This is a genomic window from Methyloceanibacter sp. (assembly GCF_050726195.1).
Lineage (GTDB): Bacteria > Pseudomonadota > Alphaproteobacteria > Rhizobiales > Methyloligellaceae > Methyloceanibacter.
In genome coordinates this window covers 155,125-178,208 of record NZ_JBOHJC010000002.1, presented here as the reverse complement: position 1 = coordinate 178,208, position 23,084 = coordinate 155,125, and the positions used below count along the sequence as shown (strand labels likewise).

General features: G+C 63.5%; 23 protein-coding genes and 1 pseudogene. 9 read left to right on the top strand and 15 right to left on the bottom strand.

Annotation, left to right across the window (positions count from 1 at the left end):
* Positions 1 to 304: 304 nt before the first annotated feature.
* Positions 305 to 3,451: an efflux RND transporter permease subunit gene (locus ACRECX_RS02275; protein WP_431557187.1), complete on the bottom strand. Its 3,147-nt coding sequence runs from the start codon at positions 3,449 to 3,451 to the stop codon at positions 305 to 307.
* Complete coding sequence (locus ACRECX_RS02270) at positions 3,448 to 4,416, bottom strand: efflux RND transporter periplasmic adaptor subunit (protein WP_431557186.1); 969 nt, start codon at positions 4,414 to 4,416, stop codon at positions 3,448 to 3,450. The genes ACRECX_RS02275 and ACRECX_RS02270 overlap by 4 nt, the downstream gene beginning before the upstream one ends.
* Before the next feature lie 269 nt (positions 4,417 to 4,685).
* On the opposite strand from ACRECX_RS02270, the gene ACRECX_RS02265 reads away from it, so the two are divergent.
* Positions 4,686 to 5,315, top strand: a complete 630-nt coding sequence (locus ACRECX_RS02265; RefSeq protein WP_431557185.1) for a TetR/AcrR family transcriptional regulator — start codon at positions 4,686 to 4,688, stop codon at positions 5,313 to 5,315.
* Between the two features lie 19 nt (positions 5,316 to 5,334).
* Positions 5,335 to 5,754 (top strand): hypothetical protein, encoded by a 420-nt coding sequence (locus tag ACRECX_RS02260; protein ID WP_431557184.1) that lies wholly within the window; start codon positions 5,335 to 5,337, stop codon positions 5,752 to 5,754.
* A 247-nt stretch (positions 5,755 to 6,001) separates the two neighbouring features.
* Here ACRECX_RS02260 and ACRECX_RS02255 read toward each other — a convergent pair whose 3' ends face one another.
* The 3 genes from ACRECX_RS02255 to ACRECX_RS02245 all read right to left on the bottom strand — a co-directional run bounded on the left by ACRECX_RS02255 (position 6,002) and on the right by ACRECX_RS02245 (position 7,551).
* A complete protein-coding gene (locus ACRECX_RS02255; protein ID WP_431557183.1) occupies positions 6,002 to 6,457 on the bottom strand; it encodes a nuclear transport factor 2 family protein in 456 nt (151 codons plus the stop codon).
* Between the two features lie 48 nt (positions 6,458 to 6,505).
* Positions 6,506 to 7,156, bottom strand: coding sequence for a hypothetical protein (locus ACRECX_RS02250; protein ID WP_431557182.1), 651 nt, complete (start codon positions 7,154 to 7,156; stop codon positions 6,506 to 6,508).
* 113 nt (positions 7,157 to 7,269) lie between these two features.
* Complete coding sequence (locus ACRECX_RS02245; RefSeq protein WP_431557181.1) at positions 7,270 to 7,551, bottom strand: hypothetical protein; 282 nt, start codon at positions 7,549 to 7,551, stop codon at positions 7,270 to 7,272.
* 135 nt (positions 7,552 to 7,686) lie between these two features.
* Here ACRECX_RS02245 and ACRECX_RS02240 point away from each other — a divergent pair, with 135 nt between their 5' ends.
* Entirely contained in the window at positions 7,687 to 8,259 is a 573-nt protein-coding gene (locus ACRECX_RS02240; RefSeq protein ID WP_431557180.1) for a TetR/AcrR family transcriptional regulator, read from the top strand.
* Between the two features lie 53 nt (positions 8,260 to 8,312).
* On the opposite strand, the gene ACRECX_RS02235 is transcribed toward ACRECX_RS02240, so the two are convergent.
* The 6 genes and pseudogenes from ACRECX_RS02235 to ACRECX_RS02210 form a co-directional block, all read right to left on the bottom strand.
* The gene (locus ACRECX_RS02235; protein ID WP_431557179.1) at positions 8,313 to 8,984 is read right to left on the bottom strand and encodes a PilZ domain-containing protein; all 672 of its coding nucleotides are present in this window, start codon (positions 8,982 to 8,984) and stop codon (positions 8,313 to 8,315) included.
* A 131-nt stretch (positions 8,985 to 9,115) separates the two neighbouring features.
* A complete protein-coding gene (locus ACRECX_RS02230; protein ID WP_431557178.1) occupies positions 9,116 to 9,703 on the bottom strand; it encodes a PAS domain-containing protein in 588 nt (195 codons plus the stop codon).
* Between the two features lie 343 nt (positions 9,704 to 10,046).
* Positions 10,047 to 10,466 carry a DUF1801 domain-containing protein gene (locus tag ACRECX_RS02225; protein WP_431557177.1) on the bottom strand — a complete coding sequence of 140 codons (420 nt, stop codon included), beginning with the start codon at positions 10,464 to 10,466 and terminating at the stop codon, positions 10,047 to 10,049.
* 135 nt (positions 10,467 to 10,601) lie between these two features.
* A complete protein-coding gene (locus tag ACRECX_RS02220) occupies positions 10,602 to 12,137 on the bottom strand; it encodes an ATP-binding protein (RefSeq protein ID WP_431557176.1) in 1,536 nt (511 codons plus the stop codon).
* A gap of 290 nt (positions 12,138 to 12,427) precedes the next feature.
* A pseudogene (locus ACRECX_RS02215) lies at positions 12,428 to 12,517 on the bottom strand (DUF1801 domain-containing protein); the annotation flags it as partial.
* An 85-nt stretch (positions 12,518 to 12,602) separates the two neighbouring features.
* Complete coding sequence (locus tag ACRECX_RS02210) at positions 12,603 to 13,139, bottom strand: DUF1801 domain-containing protein (protein ID WP_431557175.1); 537 nt, start codon at positions 13,137 to 13,139, stop codon at positions 12,603 to 12,605.
* Between the two features lie 141 nt (positions 13,140 to 13,280).
* Between ACRECX_RS02210 and ACRECX_RS02205 the strand changes: the two genes are divergently transcribed.
* Complete coding sequence (locus ACRECX_RS02205; RefSeq protein ID WP_431557174.1) at positions 13,281 to 14,012, top strand: rhomboid family intramembrane serine protease; 732 nt, start codon at positions 13,281 to 13,283, stop codon at positions 14,010 to 14,012.
* A 147-nt stretch (positions 14,013 to 14,159) separates the two neighbouring features.
* Positions 14,160 to 14,591: a CBS domain-containing protein gene (locus ACRECX_RS02200; RefSeq protein WP_431557173.1), complete on the top strand. Its 432-nt coding sequence runs from the start codon at positions 14,160 to 14,162 to the stop codon at positions 14,589 to 14,591.
* Here the strand turns inward: ACRECX_RS02200 and ACRECX_RS02195 are convergent.
* The 3 genes from ACRECX_RS02195 to folE form a co-directional block, all read right to left on the bottom strand.
* Positions 14,573 to 15,541: a patatin-like phospholipase family protein gene (locus ACRECX_RS02195; RefSeq protein ID WP_431557172.1), complete on the bottom strand. Its 969-nt coding sequence runs from the start codon at positions 15,539 to 15,541 to the stop codon at positions 14,573 to 14,575. The two genes, ACRECX_RS02200 and ACRECX_RS02195, sit on opposite strands and share 19 nt — an antisense overlap.
* Before the next feature lie 110 nt (positions 15,542 to 15,651).
* Complete coding sequence (gene hisI, locus ACRECX_RS02190; protein WP_431557171.1) at positions 15,652 to 16,140, bottom strand: phosphoribosyl-AMP cyclohydrolase; 489 nt, start codon at positions 16,138 to 16,140, stop codon at positions 15,652 to 15,654.
* A 31-nt stretch (positions 16,141 to 16,171) separates the two neighbouring features.
* Positions 16,172 to 16,816 (bottom strand): GTP cyclohydrolase I FolE, encoded by a 645-nt coding sequence (folE, locus tag ACRECX_RS02185; protein ID WP_431557170.1) that lies wholly within the window; start codon positions 16,814 to 16,816, stop codon positions 16,172 to 16,174.
* 175 nt (positions 16,817 to 16,991) lie between these two features.
* Here folE and ACRECX_RS02180 point away from each other — a divergent pair, with 175 nt between their 5' ends.
* From ACRECX_RS02180 to ACRECX_RS02165, 4 genes are all read left to right on the top strand, one after another.
* On the top strand, positions 16,992 to 17,471 hold the full coding sequence (locus ACRECX_RS02180; protein ID WP_431557169.1) for an iron-sulfur cluster assembly scaffold protein: 480 nt from the start codon (positions 16,992 to 16,994) through the stop codon (positions 17,469 to 17,471).
* A complete protein-coding gene (yidD, locus tag ACRECX_RS02175) occupies positions 17,464 to 17,796 on the top strand; it encodes a membrane protein insertion efficiency factor YidD (RefSeq protein ID WP_431557168.1) in 333 nt (110 codons plus the stop codon). Before ACRECX_RS02180 ends, yidD begins: the two co-directional genes overlap by 8 nt.
* Before the next feature lie 63 nt (positions 17,797 to 17,859).
* Positions 17,860 to 19,803: a threonine--tRNA ligase gene (thrS, locus tag ACRECX_RS02170; RefSeq protein ID WP_431557167.1), complete on the top strand. Its 1,944-nt coding sequence runs from the start codon at positions 17,860 to 17,862 to the stop codon at positions 19,801 to 19,803.
* A gap of 60 nt (positions 19,804 to 19,863) precedes the next feature.
* Positions 19,864 to 20,952 (top strand): bifunctional transcriptional activator/DNA repair enzyme AdaA, encoded by a 1,089-nt coding sequence (locus ACRECX_RS02165; protein ID WP_431557166.1) that lies wholly within the window; start codon positions 19,864 to 19,866, stop codon positions 20,950 to 20,952.
* A 48-nt stretch (positions 20,953 to 21,000) separates the two neighbouring features.
* Here ACRECX_RS02165 and ACRECX_RS02160 read toward each other — a convergent pair whose 3' ends face one another.
* Positions 21,001 to 22,929, bottom strand: coding sequence for a vWA domain-containing protein (locus ACRECX_RS02160; RefSeq protein ID WP_431557165.1), 1,929 nt, complete (start codon positions 22,927 to 22,929; stop codon positions 21,001 to 21,003).
* Positions 22,930 to 23,084: the final 155 nt, after the last annotated feature.

Below are 23,084 nucleotides of genomic sequence, written 5' to 3'. Positions count from 1 at the left end.
CGCAAAGAGAATTTGCGATCCTGATAAAACAAGCCCGCGTTTTGAAGGATTATTGGTAGTTGTTTTTTAGTGAGACCTACTCAAACCTGAATGTTCCGCCATTAGCTAAAATTTTAGACAATATAGAACAAAGCGCGCACCTGCGCGAAACGGCGCTCTAATCTCCCATTGCGGCGGGTTTGGCGGCGGTTACGGCGCGTTTGCCGGCGGTTGCGGCGGGTTTGGCGGCCGTTATGGCGCGTTGGCGGGCGCTGTGGCGCGCAACGCTTCGTCAATCATGTCGGGATGGAAACCGAGGCGACTTTCATGCGGCCGCCGGTGACAAATCGGCGGAGCCCAACTCCTGCATCGAGACGGATGACTCATGGACGTCATCGGCAGATGACTCATGGACGTCATCGGCAGTCGGCTTGATCCGGAACCACGCGGCATAGAGCGCGGGAAGGAAGAGCAGGATCAGCACCGTGCCGACCGCCGTGCCGCCGATCAGCGTATAGGCCATCGATCCCCAGAAGACGGAGGAGGTGAGGGGAACGAAGGCCAGCACGGCGGCAAGCGCGGTCAGGATCACGGGCCTCGTGCGTTGCACCGTGGCTTCGATGACGGCGTGATAGTCGTCGAGGCCGGCAGCACGGTTCTCCTTGATTTGCTCGGTCAGGATCAGCGTATTGCGCATTAGGATTCCCGCCAGTCCGATCAAGCCCAGAATGGCGTTGAATCCGAAGGGTTGGTTGAATGCCAGCAGCATTGGCACGACGCCAACGAGACCAAGCGGTGCCGTCAGCATGACCATGGCCATGGTCGAGAAGGACCGCACCTGCAGCATGATGACGATCAGCATGGCGGCGATCATGGCCGGGAAGATTTTACCCAGCGCGGTGTTGGCCTTGGTAGCCTCCTCGATCGATCCGCCCATCTCGATGCGGTACCCCGCCGGCAGCGATGCGATCAGCGGCTGAAGGGCCGTCTGGATCTGTTTGGAAACCTCCGGAGGCTGGGTCGCCTCATTGATGTCCGCGCGGATCGTGATGACAGGTGTGCGATCGCGCCGCTTCAGGATCGGCTCTTCCAGCCGGACTTCCGAATGGCCGATCTGGTCGAGCGGAATCTGGCGGCCGTCCCGGCTCATCAGCGAGAAATCCGCCAGACGCGTCGGGTCCAGCCGCTCGCCGCCGGCGCTGCGCGCGACGATGGGGACATTGCGGATGTCCTCGCGGACCTGCGTAACGGCGACGCCGGTGAGGAGGAACTGGAGCTGCTGGCCCACCTCCGCCGGCGAGAGGCCGATGAGGTTCAGCCGATCCTGATCGGGGATGAAGCGGAGTACCGGCGTGCGATTGCCCCAATCGCGGTTGGCCTGCCGCACGTCCGGAACGCCCCGCATGATGTCGAGGGCCTTCTCGGAGATGCTGTACAATTGTGCGGGATCAGGTCCCATGACCCGAAACTCGACCGGGAACGGCGTGTAGGGTCCGAACACGAGCTGCGTGACGCGCACATAGGCCTCGGGGGCAAGCCCCTGTGACACCGCCTCTCGGAGCCGCTGCTTCAAAGCCTCGCGCGCCTCGGCGTCCGGGGTCAGCACGACGATCTTGGCAAAGGCAGGATCAGGCAGTTCCGGCGCCATCGCGAAGAAGAAGCGGGGCGCGCCCTGACCGACATAGCTCGTGACGATCTCAGCCTCGGGCTGGTCGTCCAGCCAGTGCTCGAGCTTCTCGACCGCCGCGGTCGTCGTCTCAATGCTGGTGCCTTCCGGCAGGCGAACCTCCACCAGCACTTCAGGGCGGTCGGATGTCGGGAAGAATTGCTGTTTGAGGGCGCCCATGCCGACGACGGACAGCGCGAAGGCGATGCCAACGATACCGACGGTCACGAACTTGTGGCGCACGGCAAAGGCGATGAGCCGGCGCAGGCGCCGGTAGTTGGGTGTGCCGTATATGGCGTGGGTGCCGCCTTCGATGGGTTTGATTTCGGGCAGCATCTTTACGCCTAGATACGGCGTGAAGACCACAGCGACGATCCACGAGACGATGAGGGCGAACCCCACGATCCAGAAGATGTTGCCGGCGTATTCGCCGGCCGACGAGCTCGCGAAGCCCACCGGCAGGAACCCGGCGACCGTCACGAGTGTTCCGGACAGCATCGGCGCCGCAGTGTGGCTCCACGCATAGGCGGCCGCCTTGATGCGGTCCATGCCTTCTTCCATTTTCACCACCATCACTTCGATGGCGATGATGGCGTCGTCCACGAGAAGACCAAGCGCCAGGATGAGGGCGCCGAGCGTGATGCGGTCGAAGAACCGGTCGGTTTCCAGCATGATGAGGAACACGACGGCAAGCGTCAGAGGGACGGCAGCCGCGACGACAATGCCGACCCGCCAGCCGAGGCTGAGCAGGCTCACCAGCAGCACCACGCCGAGCGCCATTGCGAACTTCATCATGAATTCGTCAACCGCGTGCGTGATGTTGACGGCCTGATCGGTCACCTTGTCGAGCGTCATCCCGAGCGGCAGCGTCTGTGCGATAGCCGCGGACCTCTCCTCCAGCGCCTCGCCGAGTTCAAGACCGTTCCAGCCCTCCTGCATCACGGCGGCCAGCATGACGGTCGGCTCGCCCTGGTGTCGGATGACAAAGGTGGGAGGATCCTCGTAGCCGCGGCGAACCTCTGCGATGTCGGACAGCTTGAGCGTCCGCCCATTGGCGACGATCGGCGTGGCGGCGATCGCCTGGACGCTGTCATAAGCGCCGTCGAGCCGTATAAAAATCTGCGGGCCCTGGGTGTCGATCGAACCCGCCGGTGTGACGGTGTTCTGCCGCTGCAAGGCGGCGGAAATATCCTGTGCCGACACGCCGAGGGTCGCCAGCTTGGCAAAGGAAAACTCGACGAATATCTGCTCGGGACGTTCACCGAGGATGTTGATCTTCTTGACGCCAGGCACATGCAGAAGGTCCTGGCGGATAATCTCGGCTTGCCGCACCAGCTCGCGCATCGGCATGCCCTTGGCCTTGAGTGCATAAAGGGCGAAGCTCACGTCCGAATACTCGTCGTTGACGAAGGGGCCGAACACGCCGGGGGGCAGGTTCCGCGCTTCATCCCCGAGCTTCTTGCGGGCCTGGTAGAATTCCTCCTGCACGAGAGATGGCGGTGTGCTGTCCTTCAGCGTAACCGTCATATACGCATAACCTGGCCGTGCGGTCGTCTCCACCCGGTCGTACCAAGTCAGCTCCTGAATCCGCTTCTCCAACGGTTCGGCGACGAGGTCCTGCATCTCGCGCGCCGTCGCGCCAGGCCATACCGTCGTGACCGTCAAGGTCTTGATGGTGAAGGAGGGGTCCTCCGCCCGTCCGAGCATAAGGAAGGCGTAGGCGCCAGCGGCCACCAGCAGGAGGAGGAAGAACAGGGTGACGGCCCGTTCGCGAACGGCAATTGCGGAAAGATTGAACCTGTTCATCGCGATGCCATTTCCTTTCCTGCCGTTCGCACGCTCTCGCCCTCGTGGAGCAGATGGGCGCCGAGCGCCACCACTTGGTCGCCAACAGCGAGACCCTGCACAATCAGCGCCGTCTCATCTCCGAGCCCTGCAAGCGTCACGGGACGGAACGTGACGGTCGACGTGCTCTGGTCGATAAGCCAGACCCCCGAAGTGGCGCCCTTGTCGGCGATCGCGCCAAGGGGAACTGCGACAATCTTTGCCAAGCCGTCGTCAAGAATCCGGATCGTAACGGTTGCGCCTAAGGGCGCGTCCGCGGCTGCGCCTTCCAGGACATAGCGGGCTTCGTATGTGCGGCTCACGGGATCCGCAGCATCGGACAACTGCCGCAGCCGCGCTGGGAAACGCGACCTGTGATCGCCATAGACAGTCGCGCTCGCCTCCGAGCCGATCGCGGGCCGGATTGCCTCCGGCAGATTTACAGTCGCCTCGCGCGGACCCGTGTGCGCAAGCCGGATAACGATTTGCCCTGCGGCGACCACCTGCCCGGGCTCGCCGAGTGTCTCAACGATCACGCCGTCGGCATCGGCCAAGAGGACAGAATAGTCTCCCTCGTTCTTTGCAACCTGAGCATTTGCCTCGGCTGCCGCCAGCTGCGCCTCGGCGTTGTCGAGCGCCGACTTGGCCTGCTCATAGCGTTGACGCGATACCCATCCATCAGCCAACAGTTTGCGGTAGCGCGCTTCGTCGGCACGGGTCTGAACCGCCGTCGCCAGGGCAGCTTCGACATCCTTGTCGCGCGCGGCAATCGCCAGATCGAGATCGGCACGGTCGATCTTCATAAGGGGCTGGCCAAGCTTCACCGACTGTCCGGTGTCGATGAGGCGCTCGATGATCTTACCTCCGACGCGAAAGCCGAGATTGCTCTGAATGCGTGCGGAGACGACGCCTGTGAAGGCCCGCTCACTCGGGGCGGCCAGCTCCACCGTGGCAATGCGGACGAGCGGCGGCTCTTGTCGTGGGTCTGCTGCCTCGGTGGGATTGCACGCGCTCAGCCCCACACCAAGGAGCGCAACGGCAATGCCGCCGCTTAGGATTCTGGTGACCACCTTCTGTCCGGGTTTCCTTGACATCGAATAAGCTCCTATCAATCGAGACAGTCCCCTACCTAACGTTCGGTAGACCAAATATCAAGGGGAAAATTATCGAACAAATGTCTTGACGGTAAAGCGTGTCTACCTTACGTTAGGTAGCCATGACTAAGGAAAGAATCCTAGATGCGGCGCAGGATCTGATCCAGAGGCGCAGCTTTCACGGCTTCAGTTTTCAGGACCTCGCCGACAGGGTCGGCATCCGAAAGCCAAGCCTCTATCACCATTTCGACTCCAAGGAGGCCCTCGCTTTGGCCGTGCTTGAGCGCGCGGCGGACTGGGTACGGACGCAGGTTGCGAAGGCCGATGACGAGGATCCGGCCGCGCGGCTGGAGTGCTATTTCGAAATGTTTCGAGACATTCACGGCAAGGGCGAGCGTGTGTGCCCTGGTGGATCCTTCGCGGCGGTGTTCGATGGGGTCTCTTCGTCCGTGCAAAGTGGATTGCACCGTTTCACCAGGCTGCATCTCGATTTGCTGGAGAGCATCGTCCGCGAAGGCGCGGAGCGCGGCCAGTTCCACATCAAAGACCAGCGCCCGCGCGACGTCGCCATGCAGATTTTCGCCGGCGCTCAGGGTGCACTGATGATCGGCCGCCTAACTGGAGATGCCCACGCCATCGATGCAGTCATCGCCGAATTCAGGAACTACTTGGGTTACGTTCCCCACCAAGTAACAACTACGAACAGCATCGGAGACGTACGTTCCTCTAGCATGTGCGCGCAACGAGCTTAGCAACGCAACTGCGGACCCGATGTCGACTACCGCCAACTATATCCATTTCTTCATTAGCTACGGCGTGGCATTGCTTGTCTTCGGCCTCATTGGCAGATGGTACATATGGCCTAACATCAAGGATCGAGCGATCAAGAGCGCGCTCACTCCGCTCCTGCTCTACGCGTGCCTGCGCATCAATGGTTTGATGTTCCTAATGCCGGGACTTGTCTCGCCGGAGTTACCGAGCGCTTTTGCGGTACCGACTGCCTACGGTGATTTGGCGGCTGTTCTTCTTGCGCTTCTTTCGCTTGCCTGCGTTCGATTTGAGAGCGGTTTCGCAGTGCCGGTGATTTGGCTGTTCAATGTGGTCGGCCTTCTCGACCTGGTCTATGCGAACATCTCTTCATTGGTGGCGGAGTCGATCCCGCGCAATGGGGCGCTTCCTATTACCTTGTAGTTCTCAATGTGCCGGCCATGGTGGTCGTTCACGTCCTCATCTTTGCCTATTTGCTGCGGGGGCGCGCGACAAAATGGAGCACGAACACCGTCGGCGTTTAGCCCTTGAGGAGGGGCTTCACGAACTGTCCTGGTACACGGGATAGCTTCTGGCGCAGCACGATCGCTCCATGCTCATCGTGGCCGATCAGATGGAACGTGTTCTTGCCGATGTCGATAACCGCTACGGGCCCCTGACTGCGCTTCTGTTAGCTTACAATTGGTTCGGCGACAGCTTCTTCGAGGCCAGCCGCTGCTTGGGCGGCAAGACCACGGGCCGTTGCTTGTGAGTCGTAAAATTCCTCAAGTGCATGGAGCCTCCCCCACCGCAGGGTGAACACGTGGAGACCACGATTGACGTATGGGTCGCCGTTGAGCAGCGTCGCGGTGCCGTCCCACTGCGCAAACACGGTGGTATACCACGGCCAGCCCTTCACCCAGACGTTGTTGACCTTGATACGGAGATCGGGCAGGACGCGGCCGAGGCGCTCAAACCAGCGACGCAGGGCTTCTTTGCTGTGGCGCTCACCAGCAAGCGCGTGGATGCCGGAAACGCGGTGATGAACATGTGGCGAGGCTGCCTTCACCGCCTCGTCCCAGCGATGGTTGTTGACGTGGTCGAAGGTCTCTCGGATTCGTTTCTTGACGATGTAACTGTATAGCATTGGAAGGTCCTCCAACTATGCGAAGGGATGGCCGACACGACGCGGGTACTATTGGTAGGCGACGCCGACAAACGGGGTGCCGCCCGGGATGCACGCCCACTGTCCGATCACCGGCGTTCTGACCAGGGTCTTGTTCTGCTCGAGATACTGCATGGCGGCGAGGTAGCCCGCATGGCCCATGCACTGCTGGTATGACAATTCTTGCATCATGTATTCCGGCGGAATGGGAACGTCGATGCAGCCGGACGCGCGGAAGAAGGCAACGCGCTCAGCCCGCGTCAACGACCGTTCGTCGTCGTACACCTTTCCCTGGTTGATCGGCTCAAGCGGAGCCTCGATCACCGGACAGGCGGTGACAATGACTTCCACATAGGGTGGATCCATGTTGAGGGGAGCCGTTTCCTGCGCGAGGGCGAAGCTCGACAACGCGCCGCTGGACAGAAGAACGAGGAAGAGCAGGATCGTATGGAGGACGAACGAGCCACGCTTCGGCCGGACGGCGATGCTGTCGGGCGCGTGTTTCTCATGCCATCTTGGCCCCGGCCCTCGCATATAGTGGCGCTCGGGATGATAGGTGTCGAACAGCTCCCGCGTGACCTGCCGCAGAGCCCCGGCCACGATCACCGGATGCCATATACTCGGCTCCCTGATGAAAGGCAGTATCGTTGCGCTCGGTTGTAGGTCTGCTTGCGTTGACATGGCGGTTACTCCAATCAATCGCTCAAGCTCTTTGGAAGGGGGAGCCCTGGGCGCGAGAGTCTCGTTCGTGCGCTCGGCGCCTAGAACGAGGTGGCCTAGGGCTCCCCATCACCTTAATTGCCTAGCCGATAGGGGCCCGGGATACCGCTCGCCGCTCCAGGTGAACGGAAGAGGGAGAGGCTTGGCTCGTCGGCATGATTGCCGACCCGCCAGGGGGCCGGGATACCGCTCCCCTCGTTAGATGACGGAACGGAGACGCTTGGCCCGTCGACATGATTGCCGAGCCGATAGGGGGCCGGGATACCGCTCCCAGATGCCAGAGCCATCCCACTGATGGCGCCGGTGCCGACCGTCAGGGTCGCAGCGACTGTGAGGATTTTTGCAATGTTGGTCATTGGTTCTCTCCTTGCTTGCCTACCGACCATTCGGTAGTCTACGCTATCTAACGATTGGTAGGTAGAAAGTCAAGTGGCTAATTTTCGGGAAAATGGGCTTGACGTTGACGTTGAGCTACCTTACGTTAGGTAGCTATGACCACCAAGGAAAAAATCCTAGATGCGGCGCAGGATCTGATCCAGACGCGCAGCTTTCACGGCTTCAGCTTTCAGGACCTCGCCGACCGGGTCGGTATCCGAAAGCCAAGCCTCTATCACCATTTCGACTCCAAGGACGCTATCGCCGTGGCCGTGCTCGAGCGCGCGGCGGACTGGGTACGGACGCAGTCTGCGAAAGTCGAGGGCAAAGATCCTGCCGCGCGGCTGGAGCGCTATTTCGACATGTTCCGACATATTCACGGCAAGGCCGAACGCATGTGCCCTGGTGGATCGTTCGCGTCGGTGTTTGATGGGATCTCTTCGTCCGTGCAAAGCACATTGCACCGTTTCACCAAGCTGCATCTCGATTTGCTGGAGAGCATCGTCCGCGAAGGCGCAGAGCGCGGCCAATTCCACATCAAAGATCAGCGCCCGCGCGATGTCGCCATGCAGGTCTTCGCCGGCGTTCAGGGCGCGCTGCTGATCGGCCGCCTAACTGGAGATACCCACGCCATCGATGCAGTCAGCGACGAATTCAGGAGCTATTTGGGTTACGTTCCCACCAAGTAGCAATTACGAGCAGTCGCCAAAGCTCGGGTCTGCCGATGGCAGAACGGGCGCCTTTAGCCGAAGGAGCGGGCGAGGCTGTCGGGATCTTGCAGGTCGGCGAACTGAATGGCGACGCCCTGGTTGTGGTGGCGGACGACGCGGCCGCGCAAGCGGCCGAGCACCACCACCGTATCGATCGCCGGCTTCTGCCGGATGGCGACCGAGGCGCCGCTCATCGACACGTCGAGCACCCGGCAGTCGTGGACCTCGCCGTTGGGCAGGATGAGCTTCGAGGCGCTGACCCGCGGCGGGAAGCGCTCGTGCTGGCGCTCCTCGCCGAGGCCGAGATATTCGCGATTGACGTACCACGTGAGCAGGTTGGCGATGCGCTCGCGCTTTTGCTGGCTGGCGTTGATCTTGACGGCGAAGCCGCCCTCGAAGGTGCGCGACACCACCCCTTCGATGCGGCCGAGATTGTCGAGATAGGCGACGATGCGCTCGCCGCGGTGGCACGAGACGGGCGCCGAGAGGTACATGCCGCCGGCCGACATGTCCCGCACCTCGCAGGGATATTCCTGTTTGTCCTCGCGCATGAAGCGGCCCTGGAGATCGACGGGCACGCGGCGATAGCGGCGCCGGTCCTGCACGATCGCCGGGTAGGGGCGACCGCTGCGGCGCTCGGCGCGGCGCTCACGAAGCCTCGCGGATTGCGGCGGGGCGGACTGTTCCATCTTCAACACGCTCATGGCTGGCGGCCTTGGCGCCGGCTCCGAGTGGGAATCGAAAGCAGGCGGCTGCCCGTCACGCTAAGTGGGCATGCATTAAGGAACGGCTAAGCGTGTTGGCAAAAAGCGGCCCTAATCCAGGCAATTCGGCGTCAGTCGTTGCTCAGGCCGCCGTGGACGACGCGGAAGCGCCGCCGCGCTAGGCGCACGATATCCGCGCCGCCACCCGCCATGAAGGCCGGGACGCCGTCGGGCCAGTGGAGATGCAACTCGGCGACCTCGAGCGCCGTGAGCGGCTCGGCGCCGAGCCAGAACGGCGGCTCGATGGCGGTGATGGCGCCGAGCAGGCGGTTGACCGTCTGGCCGGTGTGGATCAAGGGCATGAGTGTCAATTCGAAACTCGCCTCGCGGCGGGTCTGCGAATAGGCGCGGAAGGTGCCATGGCCCACGGCGCCGTCGGTCAGCACGGTGCGCACCAGCGAGGCCAGCGCATCCCGGTCGTTCCCCGCCCATAGGCTCAAGAAGTCGATCCCGCGCAATTCGCGGCCGAAATGCTGGCAGATCTTAGTGCCCGCCAGGCGGAAGCGGAAGCCGAGCAGGCCCCTACATTCGGCGATGAAGGTCTCGGGCAGGAGGGGCGCGATCTTGGCCGGCTCGATCTCGAAACGGCGCGGCGCGATGCGGCCGTTGCGTATGCCGTCCCAATACGCGTAAAGCTGCCTACTCGTTGGCTGCTGCATGACCCACCCGACGCAAAACGCTACATGCTCCTCTTAAGCCCGCACATGTTTGGGCCAATCCAGGGTAAATCCCGCTTTGGCACACGCCGGCGGGCGTACTCAGGATTTGTTAAGCAGGGAGCATGCCAGCGCCGCGGGCGTGGGGGCCGGGGGCAGAGGCGGCGGCCGTTAAGGTTGCCGGGGGTGAAGCCGTAGGGTGGGTTAGCGCTGAAGGCGCGTAACCCACCGGCTGAGTCTGCCGCGGGTTCCGATGGTGGGTTACGGCGCTTTCGCGCCTAACCCCATCCTACGGGCTACGTTTTCCTTGTCCCCGGGTTTCGCTGCGCTCTACCCGGGCTACTTGCTACTTGCTGCTTGTGTTCAGCGCCATTGCGGCGCGGATGAGCGCCTTGAACGCCTTCTCGTCGATCTTGTCGCCTTCATGGAGATCGATGGCGCGCCTCGTGCCGCCGTCGAGGCTCGCGTTAAAGAGGCCCGACGGGTCCTCGAGCGCCGCGCCCTTGGCGAAGGTGAGCTTCACCTTGTCTTTGTAGGTCTCGCCGGTGCAGACGATGCCGGCGTGCTCCCACACCGGCACGCCGAGCGGGCTCGACGGCTTTCGCCATTTCACGTCTTCGACGATGTCGGGGTCGGCCTCCTTGATGAGCGCGCGCACCCGCGCAAGCGTCTCGCCTCGCCAATCGCCGAGCGCCTTGATGCGCGCATCGATGAGCCGGGAGGGGGAGGCTTCTCGTTGTCCCTCCTTCGCGCCGCTCTTCTTCATGGGTGTTGTTGCTTTCTTGTTGTCGTAGCCCGGGTGAAGCGAAGCGCAACCCGGGTTACGCCCATTACGGTTCTCTTCCGGGAGTGGCGGGGCGAGCGGTAGCGCTCGCCCCATTCAGCGCCACCACGGCATCGCTCAGGTTAGCAGCGTCCGCAGATTGGCCGAGATCACAGCCTTCATATTGTTGATGAACTCAACGTGATCTTCATCGCGCTCCCGAAGCTCTGCACACGCCATTGAGTAGACCAGAAAATCAACAGCCGTGACGAGGCGACCGTCATCCTGATTGTCTACGATAAACCGCTTGTAGAAAGGATGTTCAACGTTCCACCGAATGACTACGGTACGGCCTTCAAGATCACACTCGAAGATTTGCCCGTTGGGGCCGAGCCCCTGCTTCACAAATCGACAGCGCTCTGCAACGCCACTACGCTGTGTGTTGCTTAAATTCTTACGCTCGCTGCCGTTATGCTCGTCGCTGGGACGAACTCGGCCGTGCGTCTCGGTCCGTTGTGCTCTGCGCTCGACGATTGCCTTGGGCGTCATCAGCAGGTGACTCTTTTCGGTGATCGCCTTGGACGCCTGCTCGTGAAACTTGTCCTGCTCGGCGGAAGTCGCTTCGACTCCGCGACCAGACTCGCGCCTCTTTATTGCAGTGCACTGAGCGCGAAGGTGCTGACCCAGTTTGTCTTGGATTGACTGGTCGAACACCACGGTACGTTTGGTAAACTCAATGCCAACGTACCTGTCTAAATTTCCGGAAAGAAAGATCTCTCCGCGCATGCGGTTGAAATCGTTGTGCTTAGAAAAGTAGTCCAATGTCGCCGCGCGTTGAATTTGCCGGTTATTGCGCATCAGGTAAAAGCCCTGATGCTGAAGTGCCTTCGCTAGCCTATTCTCGCCCGCGGCAAAATCCGGCGGGATGAGTGCAATGCGAACCCGAATCTGTTCGGTAGTTTTGTCGGCACCGTCACCAAGTTCAATAGGATACAATTCGTCGGAATAGATATCCGTATCCGAATGGTCCAGCATGAGCGGGTCAATGGTGCGGACAGGTTCACCATTGACGCTGATCTGCTTTCCGGCCAGCAGGAAATGCCGATGAACCTCACCAAGGTGCTTCCGCAGCACATTGGCGAACTGCGTTGTGTTTCGGTTGGTGAGCGCATCCGTCTTCGTCAAGATGACGAGTGTGCCCGATTCCACTTGACCAATCTTGCTATCGAACAGACGCTTCTCGTCATCAGTGCTTTTCTCCAAATGCTTGCAAAAGCGGTTTGTGCGCTGAATTTCTTCGACGTCGACGATGCTGGTGCAGTAGTTAGCATTCTCCTTTGTAATGACCTGCGTCCGGCGTGAAAGCGACAGCCCTGCGGTCACGAGGCCCATGCCAAACTTGCCAAGGTCGGTCGCAGGGTTGCGCTCGGTGAGGGAGCCAAGCCGCAGCGCTTCGTCCAGCGTATCCTGATCCATGCCAGTGCCATCATCCGCGATCGTGATCTCGAAGTCTTCGCGGATCTTTGAGATCTCGATCGAGACCTTGTTGGCCTCTGCATCAAAAGAGTTGTCGAGAAGGTCTGCGATTGCCTCGTAGTTGCTGTAGCCAATGTGGCGGAGCGACTCGATAAGTCGTGAGGGGTTGGGGTTGTTCGATTTGTTGAAGGTAATCATGCTTGAGTCTCCTAATGCTCGATGTGCGAGACACACACCAAGCGGGTGCGGGACGAAAGCATGGCGCAAAAAAATACGCCATGCCTCAAATGAGACCTGGCGCGGACAATCGCGTATCAGCAACGTAAGAGGGGCAACCAAAGCTGCCGCTCAATCGTCTTTCTCCATGTCCATAGACACGAAGTAAGGCCTAGCAGTCGCTGATCCGATGCTCTGCACCAGATCACCAAAAAGCGTATGGCTGCTGCGCCCCTCCGTCAAGCGCTTGTCGGCACCTCTCGACTTCTTCCTCACAGCTTTTCCCCCGGCAGTGCCGCGGCTTGCTTCACCCAGGCGGTGAACTGGGCTTCGTCGAGCGCGCCTTCGTAGATGTCGAGGTAGCAAGTAGCCCGGTTGAAGCGAAGCGAAACCGGGAAAGGGTTGGTAGGGCCCCGGATTTCGCTGCGCTCCATCCGGGCTACAAACTCACATGGGTTCCCCCGGCAATGCCGCGGCTTGCTTCACCCAGGCGGTGAACTGCGCTTCGTCGAGCGCGCCCTCGTAAATGTCGAGATAGCGCGTGTCCTTGTGCTTGGACGGGCCGGGCGGGACGGGACGCAAGTCCGCGCCGCGGAAGAACGTCACCTTGATGTACTTCGTGAAGCAATGGAGGGCGAGGAACCAGACCCCTTCCTCGACGCCATAGAAGGGCGAGTTCCATTTGACCGCCTTCTTCACGCCGGGGACGGCGCGGGCGATGAGCGCATCCAGGCGCCGCCCGACCTCACGCTTCCAGCCCGGCATGGCGGTGATATAGGCCTCAACCGGCGTGTCGCCATAGCCCTTGGCGATTTGCGGATTGCCGCCAGAGAGGAGGACGACCTTGCCCGCCCTCGGCTTCGGCGGGGCTTTGCGCGGCTTGGCGGCTTTCGCGGCCTTGCGCGGCTTGGCCTTCGTAGCCGCCCGTTTGCGGGGCGCCTTCTTTGATGCCTTCGCCGGCTTCCTGGTCGTCTTGTTGGCCATTGCGTTCGCTCCAACTGATATTGTCCCCGGGTTACGCTTCGCTCCACCCGGGCTACAGGCTGGTCGTCTTGTTGGCCATTGCGTTCGCTCCAACTGATAGACTCATATCGAAGATAATCGATTTGGGGGGGCCGTCCGCGCATGGCAGAACACCAGCCGATCCTGAACGTGCCGCGCGCCGTCGTGGTTGCCTCGGCGCTGATCGTCGGGGTCCAGGCCGTCAGGGGGTTTCTGCCGGACGAGATCGACGTCACGGTGCTGCTCGCGCTCGCCTTCATTCCGGCGCGCTATAGCGGCGCCGCGCTCGACCTTCCAGGGGGTTACGTCACCGCGGTCACCTCGTTTGTGACCTACATGATCGTGCATGGCGGCTGGCTGCACGTCGTGGTCAACGTGCTGTGGATGCTCGCCTTCGGCAGCGCCGTGGCGCGGCGCATCGGCACGCGGGGGTTCTTCGAATTCTCGATTCTGTGCGGCATCGCCGGGGCGCTGACGCATCTTGCGTTTCATTGGGGCGGCGTGGCGCCGGTCGTGGGCGCCTCGGCCGCGATCTCGGGGCAGATGGCCGGCGCGCTCCGCTTCATCTTCTTCGCGGGGCGGGGGCCGGGGGAGCGCGCGCCTGACTTCGTCAACGCGCCGCTGGCGAGCCTCGGGACTACGCTCAAGGATCGCCGAATTGTCGCGTTCCTGGTGTTCTGGGTGGTGCTCAATGCCTATTTCGGCCTGAGCGCGGTCTCGCTCGGCGGGACGGAGGGCGGCATCGCTTGGGAGGCCCATATCGGCGGCTTCCTCACCGGGCTCCTCACCTTCGGGTATTTCGACAGAAGGAGTAGACCGGGTGAAGCGGAGCGGAACCCGGGATTGATGGGATGACGCCGGATTTCGCTGCGCTCCATCCGGGCTATTTGTCCCGTAAACGCCGGAGACTCAGCGCCTAATCGCGGGACACTTGCCTCTCGTTTCTTGACAGGACAGAATGTCGCAGCTCCGGGACGCAAGTTCCCGGGCGGGAGGAAACCAATGAACGTCGCTGCAATCCTGAAGTTGAAGGGCAGGGAGGTCTTCACGACCGCCCCGGACACGCCCTTGCTTGACATCGCCAGGCTGCTCAGCGAGCACCGGATCGGCTGCATCGTCATTGTTGGGCCCGACGGCAAGGTTATCGGCATTGTCTCGGAGCGCGACATCGTCCGCGAGCTGTCGAGAGCGGGAGCCTCCGTGCTCAAGGAGCCGGTCGAGGCCTGCATGACCAAGGCCGTGGTCAGCTGCCGGGAGTCGGACACGATCGACCGGTTGATGGGCGAGATGACGGCGCACCGCTTCCGGCACATGCCGGTGGTGGATCGTGGGCGCCTGGTCGGCCTCGTGTCGATCGGTGACGTGGTGAGAATGCGGATCGCCGAAGCCGAGATGGAAGCGGCGGCGATGCGCGACTACATCGCCACGGGCTGATCCGGCGGGCTTGGCGCCTGGCGGTCTGCCATGCCGGGCGTCGACAGCGCCCGCACGGCAAGCCTGATCTCCTCGAGCTGGGCTTCGGCGGCCCTGGCGCCGAGCGCCATCGCCTCGTTGGCGCGGTGAAAGTCGAACAGGCCGATATGGCCGGTCTTCGGGCCGATGGTGATGTCCGGCGGGTCGCCGGCGAGGCGCGAACGGGCGATGCGGTCCTGGGTGATGTTGATGGCGTCCATCATCACCGCCGACATGCCGGGGGCGCCGCTCCTGCCGAAAATCTGCCGGTGCAGGAGATGCACGGCGGCGCGGCCGTTGGTGCCGGGAAGCTCCGCGTCGTCCTCGCCCCTAGGATCGGCGAGCGCCTCCTGATCGTGGATCACGCCGCCCTTGCTGAACCCGTCGCAGCTCAGGTTGGCGGCGATGACGATGCGGGCGCCGAACGCGCGGCAGACCGACACCGGTATGGGATTCACAAGCGCGCCGTCGATCAGCCAGCGCCCGTTGATCAGTACGGGCCGGAAGATGCCGGGCAGGGCGAACGAGGCCTGCAAGGCCGTCACCAGGTCGCCTTTGTTGAGCCACACCTCGTGCCCGGTGCCGAGCTCGGTGGCGACCGCCACGAACTTTCGCGGCAGCTTGTCGATGGAGAAGCCCTTTAGGTGATTCTCCAGCCGCGCGTTGAGACGCTGACCGGTGATCAGGCCGGAGCCCGCGAAGTTGATGTCGAGAAAGCCGAAAATGCGGCGCCGCGTCAGGGTGGCGGCGAACTCCTCGAGCGCGGCGAGCTTGCCGGTGACGTAGCAGGCGCCGGCGACGGCGCCGATCGAGGTGCCGGCGACGATGTCGGGCTCGAGCCCTGCCGCGACCAGACTGCGAAGGACGCCGATATGGGCCCAGCCCCGTGCCGCTCCGCCGCCAAGCGCCAAACCGATCGTTGGTCTTGCCATGCCACGCGCCTCATGCCGGACTTTCGTCCCGCACTGCAAAATAGCAAGCGGCCCTGCTTGGAGGTTCCACCGGCGTGGCCGAATGCAGCTCTAAGCCGTCTAGAACAATACTATGAACTCTTTAAGGTTCCCTTTGCGGCGTCAGCGTGGCCGTAGACGGCCTCCGGGTCGAACTGCCGCTCCGCCTCGACGAAGACGAGGGAGCCGGAGAGGCCCTGCTTCAAGGGAATGGCGCGGTAGAAGCAGGATTTGCGGCCGGTGTGGCAGGACGCTTCCGCGCCGGTCATCTCAACCTTGAGCCAGAGCACGTCCTGGTCGCAGTCGGTGCGCATCTCGACGATGCGCTGGGCGTTGCCGCTGGTCTCGCCCTTGCGCCACAGGGCCTCGCGCGACCGCGACCAATAGTGCGCTTCACCTGTCTCGATGGAGCGGGCCAACGCCTCGGCGTTCATATAGGCGAACATCAGCACGTCGCCGGTCTTGGCCGAGGTGACGATGACGGGCAGGAGGCCGTGCGAATCGAACTGCGGCGCGAAGAGGGTGCCCTCTTCGCGCTCGGTTTTGTCGTCGGTGGTGGGGAAGTCGTCGGCCTTGGTCACCGCGATAATGTCCTTCGCGGCCGGGGCGGCCTTACGGACGGCCGCGCTCGGTCGCCAACATCATGAAGCGCTGCTGCTGCGCCGGATCTTCCTTGAAGATGCCGGTGAACTGGGTGGTGATGGTGGCGACGTCCGGCTTGCGCACGCCGCGGATCGACATGCACTGATGCACCGCCTCGATCATCACCGCCACGCCCTTGGGCTTCAGCACCTTGTCGATGGTCTCGGCGATCTGCGCCGTCATGGTCTCTTGCGTCTGCAGGCGGCGGGCGAACACCTCGACCACGCGGGCGAGCTTGGAGATGCCGACCACGCGATCGGTCGGGAAGTAGGCGACATGCGCCTTGCCGACGAACGGGATCATGTGATGCTCGCAATGGGAGTGGAGCTCGATGTCGCGCAGCATGACGATGTCGTCGTAGCCGGCGACCTCGTCGAAGGTGCGTGACAGCACGTCGAACGGGCACTCGCGATAGCCGGCGAAGAACTCGTCATAGGCGGCGGTGACGCGGCGCGGCGTCTCGCGCAGGCCCTCGCGGTCCGGATCGTCGCCGGCATAGGCGATGAGCGTGCGGACGGCCTGCTCGGCCTCCTCCCGCGACGGACGGGCAATATCGGGGCCACGGCCGATCTCGATTTGCGGCGCGCTCGGCCGGTTCTTCACTTTGACGTCCATCGACTGAACTTTCCCTTGTCTGGCCTAACGCGCGAAACCGCCTGGCCGTTCGGCCGATGGCAGAAGCCTAGTATAAGAGGCCTGTCAACCGGGCCTCTCAATCGCCCGCCTGGCAGCATATATAATGCGTGAAATCCCCCTGCAAGGCGAGCCCAACGGACTTTAGGATAGCAGAATGACAGTGCCGGACGACATTTACAGCCAAAAGCTGCTCGAGATTGCGGCCGCCATGCCCCGCACGGCGCGGCTGGCGCAGCCGCACGCCACCGCCATGGCCCATTCCAAGCTGTGCGGCAGCCGGGTGAGCATCGACCTCGTCATGGAGGGCGACAAGGTGACCGACTACGGCCAGACCGTGCGGGCCTGCCTGCTTGGACAGACCTCCGCCGCGGTGATGGGCCGGGAGATCGTGGGCTCCACGGCAGCAGAGCTCCGCGAAGTTGGCGCCGCCATGCGCAAGATGCTGAAAGAGAGCGGGTCGCCGCCCTCGGGGCGGTGGGCCGACCTCGCGCTGCTCGAGCCGGTGCGCGACTACAAAGCGCGGCAGCCCTCGACCTTGCTCGTGTTCGACGCGGTGGAGGACGCGCTGGCCCAAATCGAGGCCAAGCTGGCGGGCGATGGTGCTCGCGGCTATGCCGGTGCCGGCCATGACTGAAGCTCTCTCCCGCGTGGGCAAGGACGTGGCCAAGGCCGTGCTGCTGGCCCCGATCATGGCCTATCGCTACACGCTGTCGGCGCTGGTCGGCGCGAATTGCCGGCACATGCCGACCTGCTCGGACTATGCGCGCGAAGCAATCGAGGCGAACGGGGCGTGGCGCGGCTTCTGGCTCACTCTGGCGCGGCTCTGCCGCTGCCATCCCTGGGGAAGCCACGGGCTCGACCCCGTGCCTGATGTGCGGGCCGAGCATCATCCGTTCGCGCCGTGGCGCTATGGAAGGTGGCGGATGAATGCAGGTGACGCGGTGGGCAAAGTTCGCTAAAAGCCCCGCCACAAACACTATCCCTTACCTGCGCTGGTACGCAGGAGTGAGAGGAGCGAGACGATGTCCGACGTTTCCCTGACATTTCCCGATGGTGCGAAGCGCGCGGTGCCCAAGGGCACCACGGGCCTCGACATTGCCAAGTCGATCTCCCCGTCGCTGGCCAAGCGCACGGTGGCGATGAGCCTCGACGGCGAGCTCGCCGATCTTTACGCCCCGATCAATACGGACGCCTCGATCAAGTTCATCGCGCGCACCGACAAGGAGGCACTGGAGCTTATCCGACACGACGCGGCGCATGTCATGGCCGAGGCGGTGCAGGAACTCTATCCCGGCACGCAGGTCACCATCGGCCCGGTGATCGACAACGGCTTCTATTACGATTTCGCGCGCGACGAGCCGTTCACGCCGGAGGACCTGCCCAAGATCGAGGCGAAGATGCGCGAGATCATCGCGCGCGATTCCCCGTTCTCCTGCGACGTGATGGAGCGCGCGGCGGCGAAGAAGCTGTTCCGCGACAAGGGTGAGATCTACAAGCTGGAATTGATCGACGCGATCCCGCAAGGCGAGGAGATCAGGATCTACTCGCAACGGGAATGGCTCGACCTCTGCCGCGGGCCGCATATGACGTCGACCGGCAAAGTGGGCAAGGCGTTCAAGCTGCTCAAGATCGCCGGCGCGTATTGGCGGGGCGATTCCACGCGGCCCATGCTCCAGCGCATCTACGGCACGGCGTGGGCGAGCGAGGAGGACCTTGCCGCCTATCTCCACCAGATCGAGGAGGCGGAGAAGCGCGACCACCGCCGGCTCGGCCGCGAGATGGACCTCTACCACTTCCAGGAGGAGGCGCCAGGCGCCGTGTTCTGGCATCCCAAGGGCTGGGCGCTGTTCACGGCGCTGATCGGCTATATGCGCCGGCGCCAGAACGCCTGGGGCTATGTCGAGGTGAACTCGCCCGACATGATGGAGCGCACCCTGTGGGAGCAGTCGGGCCATTGGGAGAAGTTCGCCGAGAACATGTACATCGCCGAGACGCCAGACGAGCGCGTCTATTGCTGCAAGCCGATGAACTGCCCGGGGCACGTGCAGATCTTCAAGCACGGTCTCAAGAGCTACCGCGACCTCCCCTTGAGCATCGCCGAGTTCGGCAAGGTGCACCGCTACGAGCCGTCGGGCGCGCTGCACGGGCTGCTCCGCGTGCGCCACTTCACCCAGGACGACGCTCATATCTTCTGCACCGAGGACCAGATCACCGAGGAGTGCGTGAAGCTCAACGAGCAGATGCTGTCGATCTATCGCGACTTCGGCTTCGACGACGTGCGCATCAAGTTCTCGGACCGGCCGGCGAAGCGGGTCGGCGCCGATCACGTATGGGACAAGGCGGAGGCGGCGCTGAAGCGTGCGGTCGAGGCGGCGGGCTTAGATTACGAGCTGAACCCGGGGGAGGGCGCATTCTACGGGCCGAAGCTCGAATATGTATTGCGCGACGCCATCGGCCGCGACTGGCAATGCGGCACCATCCAGGTCGACCTCAATATGCCGGAGCGGCTCGGCGCGTTCTATATCGGGCCCGACGGCGAGAAGAAGACGCCGGTGATGATCCACCGTGCCATGTTCGGCTCGCTGGAGCGCTTCACCGGCATCCTCGTCGAGCACTACGCGGGGCATTTGCCGCTGTGGCTCGCGCCGGTGCAGGCGGTGGTCGCGACCATCGTGTCCGACGCCGACGGCTATGCGGAGCGCGTGCTCGATCGCCTGAAGGCGGTTGGCCTGCGTGCCGAGGCCGATCTCCGCAACGAGAAGATTAACTACAAGGTGCGCGAGCACTCCGTGGCCAAGGTGCCGGTGCTGCTCGTGGTCGGCAAGCGCGAGGCGGAGGACGGCACCGTGTCGGTCCGCCGGCTTGGCTCGCAAGCCCAGGAGGTTATGAGCCTCGACGCGGCGGTCGCCATGCTCGCCGACGAGGCCGTGCCGCCGGATTTGCGGCGGGCGGCGAAAGCGGCTTAGTCAAAAATCAGTGCCTGGAAATCGGTCGCACGGTCCGGGCAGGTTCCCTAGTATTGGGGTATGAGCACGAAGCAGTTTACCCAACGAAGCAACGAATTCTTCTGCGCGCTCAAACGCCGGGATGCGTCCTACGAAGGGATCTTCGTGGTCGGCGTGAGGACCACCGGTATTTTCTGCCGGCCGACCTGCCCGGCGCGGAAGCCGTTGCGCGCGAACGTCGAGTTCTTTCCGGGTAAGAGCGAGGCGCTGTATGCGGGCTTCCGCCCGTGCCTCCGCTGCAAGCCGATGAACGTCGGCGGCACGGTGCCGCCGTTGGTGGAAACCCTGCGGCTTGAGGTCGAGCAGCGCCTGGCGGAACCTCTGCGCGATCGGGACCTGATTGACATGGGGATCGAGCCGTCGACCGCGCGGCGGCAGTTTCAGCGCTATTTCGGCATGTCGTTTCATGCCTATCAACGGGCGCGGCGCATGGGCTCGGCGCTCGCCGCCGTCAGAAATGGGAGCAATGTCTTGGACACACAATTGGCTCATGGCTTTGAATCGCCGAGTGGGTTCCGCGAAGCCTTCGCGAAATTGTTCGGTGCGGCGCCGTCGAAAGCAAACGGCGTACACTGCCTCTATGCGCGGTGGATCGAGACGCCGCTTGGCGCGATCCTCGCGCTGGCGCACGACAGCGGGCTCTGTGTGCTCGACTGGGTGGACCGGCGCGGCCTGGAGCGCGAGATCGTGCGGCTGCGGCAGAAGACCAAGTTCGCCATCGTGCCCGGCGACCATCCCGTGCTCGAACAGGCGGAGCGCGAGCTCGGCGAGTATTTCGCCGGGACGCGAACGAGGTTCACCTTGCCGCTCGCGCCGCGCGGCACCGACTTCCAGAGGCTTGTGTGGGAGGCGCTCCTGCAAATTCCGCCGGGCGAGACCCGTTCCTATGCGGAGATCGCCAAGCGCATCGGTGCGCCGAAGGCGGTGCGCGCCGTGGCGCGGGCGAATGGCGACAATTTCCGCGGCATTGTCATTCCTTGCCACCGCGTGATCGGCAGCGATGGCTCGCTCACGGGGTACGGCGGGGGCCTCGCGCGGAAACAGTGGCTGCTGGACCACGAACGGTCTATGGCGCAAGGGGTTAGCGCGGCGAGCGCTAATGCTGCTTGAATTGTCCCGGGTTACGCTTCGCTTCACCCGGGCTACGGGCTACGGGCATCAAGGCGATGACGGGCGGAACAGTGCGCCGGGGTTGAGCAGCGGCGCGTTGGGGTCGGCGGGCGCCGAGAATCCGTCGAAGCCGACCGCGCCGCCAGGACCGTCGCCGGCCAAGGTCCCCGCGCCGGGCGGCGGCGGCTCGGGCGGATCGAGCAACGCCTTCAGCGCCTCGGGCGAAGTGGGACCGTCCTCGATGGCGACCTCAATCTGCTTGGCGGCACCCGGCTCGATGGAGAACTTGCGCGTATAGCTTTGGCCGCCATGGTCGGCGACCACGGCGTAGCTGCCGGCGGCGAGGATGTGGGTCGGCAGTGCGCCCGCGGCGGTTTTTACCGGGTCGCCGGCGGAGGTAAGGATGGTCCACTTGGTGTCGGCCAGGGCCTCGCCGCCCAGGATCTGGACCAGGCGGAACGTGATCTTGGCGCCGGTGTGCTTGATGGTGGCCTCGGTGATCCGGCCCGGCTCGACGGTGACGTCCACCCCGACATTGGCGTTGGCGTCACCATAAAGGCTGACGACGTGATAGGCGCCGGCGTTGAGCCTGATCACGGTCTTCTGCGCGGCGTCGGCAAGGATGGTGCGCCGCTTGCCGAACTGATCTTCCTCGTCGGTGAGAATATCAAAGCGGACGCTGTCTTCGGGGCAGGGTGAGCCGTCGGCAAGAACGCCCCGGAGCGCGAGCCCGCCGGTGTTGAGGACGAACGTCTCCTCCACGGACTTGCCGCTCTCGACCTTGATCTTCTTGGTGAGATTGGAAAGGCCGTAGGCGGCGTTGACGAGATATTCGCCAGGCAGCAGCGCGGCCGTCGGCGTCGCATCGCGGTGGGTGCTGACCAGCTCATAAGTTCCGTTGGCCGACGCCTTGGCGTTGTAGACACGCCAGGTGAGTCCGGATTGCAAACTGGGGCCGACCTCGGTGATGAGGGCCTTGAAGCTGACCGGCACGGGACGAAGCGGCTGGGGCGGCGCGGGCGGCAGGATACGCTGCACAAGGGTCTGCGGGGCGGCTTGCGGCGCCGGCGCGGCAGCATCCTCTTGGGGCGATGCCGGGGGCGGGTTCTGCGCGGCTGGTCCCGACTTGAATACCGCGGTCTCGCCCGGGGATTTCTGGATCGCGGTCTGGCCCGGTTCGCCTTCGCCGGCAGGCGGCGGCTCGCTTGCGACCGGCGCTGCCGGTGGCGCTGCGGCTTGGGGCGCAGGCGCCTCAGGGGATGCACCGTTCAGCGCGGCCACGGGCGCGCTTGCCGCGGCAGGATTGGCGATGTCCGCGAAGATCGCGCCCAAGCCTTCGCCGAGTTCGCTCTCGCTGGCGGCGGCGACAAATTTGCCGCCGGTCGCCGCGGCGATGCAACTCAGCGGCTGAAGCTCTTCAGGCTTGGCGCCGAGACCGACGACATGAATGCGCAGACCCTTCGACTCTTGCTTGAGAGCGTCGGCGGTGACGCAGAGATCGGCGTCGCAGGTGTCGCCACCGTCGGCGACGAGGACAACATCGAGGAGCGTATCGGTCTCGCCGGCGATGCTCGCGGCATCGCTGATGGCGGCGGCGATGGGGGCCTGACCCGTGGGCTTAATCGCGCCGAGCACCTTGTCCTGGGTTGCCGCGGTCAGCTCGCCCGGCTTCGCCAGGATCTCGCTGTCGGCGCAGTTCGACGCCTTGCGGTGGCCGAAGGCGACGGCGCCGAACGAGAGCCGGTCCGCATACTGGGTGACGGCCTGGCCAAGCCCGGCGCGGGCGGCGTCCAGCTTGACGGTGCTGCCGATCTTCTCACCCATGCTGGTGGAGGCATCGAGCACGAGCATTGCGGGAGGGAGGTTGGCGCCTGAGGCGGGCAGGGGAGGCGTATCCTCGGCGATGGCCAGGCCAACGCCAAGGACGCTTGCGGGCAAAAGCAAAAGCTTGAGCGCCGCGAAGTGTTTCCCCCGCATAGCTTTCTCTTCCGGTCAGTCGGCCGCCGAACCCTTATACCCGTTTCCGGCGGGCATAACGGCTCGAAATTCGGCTGTGAATGAGGCCGATTTTTGGACCCAAAGCGGCTCTGGGGCCGCAGGATTCCGCCATTGTTCGAGGGCCTTATTCGCGA

What these genes read in the sequence shown, in the direction of transcription:
- ACRECX_RS02275 (WP_431557187.1), bottom strand. Translation starts at nt 3,451, where the DNA reads ATGAACAGGTTCAATCTTTCCGCAATTGCCGTTCGCGAACGGGCCGTC.
- ACRECX_RS02265 (WP_431557185.1), top strand. Translation starts at nt 4,686, where the DNA reads ATGACTAAGGAAAGAATCCTAGATGCGGCGCAGGATCTGATCCAGAGG.
- ACRECX_RS02260 (WP_431557184.1), top strand. Translation starts at nt 5,335, where the DNA reads ATGTCGACTACCGCCAACTATATCCATTTCTTCATTAGCTACGGCGTG.
- ACRECX_RS02255 (WP_431557183.1), bottom strand. Translation starts at nt 6,457, where the DNA reads ATGCTATACAGTTACATCGTCAAGAAACGAATCCGAGAGACCTTCGAC.
- ACRECX_RS02250 (WP_431557182.1), bottom strand. Translation starts at nt 7,156, where the DNA reads ATGTCAACGCAAGCAGACCTACAACCGAGCGCAACGATACTGCCTTTC.
- ACRECX_RS02245 (WP_431557181.1), bottom strand. Translation starts at nt 7,551, where the DNA reads ATGACCAACATTGCAAAAATCCTCACAGTCGCTGCGACCCTGACGGTC.
- ACRECX_RS02240 (WP_431557180.1), top strand. Translation starts at nt 7,687, where the DNA reads ATGACCACCAAGGAAAAAATCCTAGATGCGGCGCAGGATCTGATCCAG.
- ACRECX_RS02235 (WP_431557179.1), bottom strand. Translation starts at nt 8,984, where the DNA reads ATGAGCGTGTTGAAGATGGAACAGTCCGCCCCGCCGCAATCCGCGAGG.
- ACRECX_RS02230 (WP_431557178.1), bottom strand. Translation starts at nt 9,703, where the DNA reads ATGCAGCAGCCAACGAGTAGGCAGCTTTACGCGTATTGGGACGGCATA.
- ACRECX_RS02225 (WP_431557177.1), bottom strand. Translation starts at nt 10,466, where the DNA reads ATGAAGAAGAGCGGCGCGAAGGAGGGACAACGAGAAGCCTCCCCCTCC.
- ACRECX_RS02220 (WP_431557176.1), bottom strand. Translation starts at nt 12,137, where the DNA reads ATGATTACCTTCAACAAATCGAACAACCCCAACCCCTCACGACTTATC.
- ACRECX_RS02210 (WP_431557175.1), bottom strand. Translation starts at nt 13,139, where the DNA reads ATGGCCAACAAGACGACCAGGAAGCCGGCGAAGGCATCAAAGAAGGCG.
- ACRECX_RS02205 (WP_431557174.1), top strand. Translation starts at nt 13,281, where the DNA reads ATGGCAGAACACCAGCCGATCCTGAACGTGCCGCGCGCCGTCGTGGTT.
- ACRECX_RS02200 (WP_431557173.1), top strand. Translation starts at nt 14,160, where the DNA reads ATGAACGTCGCTGCAATCCTGAAGTTGAAGGGCAGGGAGGTCTTCACG.
- ACRECX_RS02195 (WP_431557172.1), bottom strand. Translation starts at nt 15,541, where the DNA reads ATGGCAAGACCAACGATCGGTTTGGCGCTTGGCGGCGGAGCGGCACGG.
- folE (WP_431557170.1), bottom strand. Translation starts at nt 16,816, where the DNA reads ATGGACGTCAAAGTGAAGAACCGGCCGAGCGCGCCGCAAATCGAGATC.
- ACRECX_RS02180 (WP_431557169.1), top strand. Translation starts at nt 16,992, where the DNA reads ATGACAGTGCCGGACGACATTTACAGCCAAAAGCTGCTCGAGATTGCG.
- yidD (WP_431557168.1), top strand. Translation starts at nt 17,464, where the DNA reads ATGACTGAAGCTCTCTCCCGCGTGGGCAAGGACGTGGCCAAGGCCGTG.
- thrS (WP_431557167.1), top strand. Translation starts at nt 17,860, where the DNA reads ATGTCCGACGTTTCCCTGACATTTCCCGATGGTGCGAAGCGCGCGGTG.
- ACRECX_RS02165 (WP_431557166.1), top strand. Translation starts at nt 19,864, where the DNA reads ATGAGCACGAAGCAGTTTACCCAACGAAGCAACGAATTCTTCTGCGCG.
- ACRECX_RS02160 (WP_431557165.1), bottom strand. Translation starts at nt 22,929, where the DNA reads ATGCGGGGGAAACACTTCGCGGCGCTCAAGCTTTTGCTTTTGCCCGCA.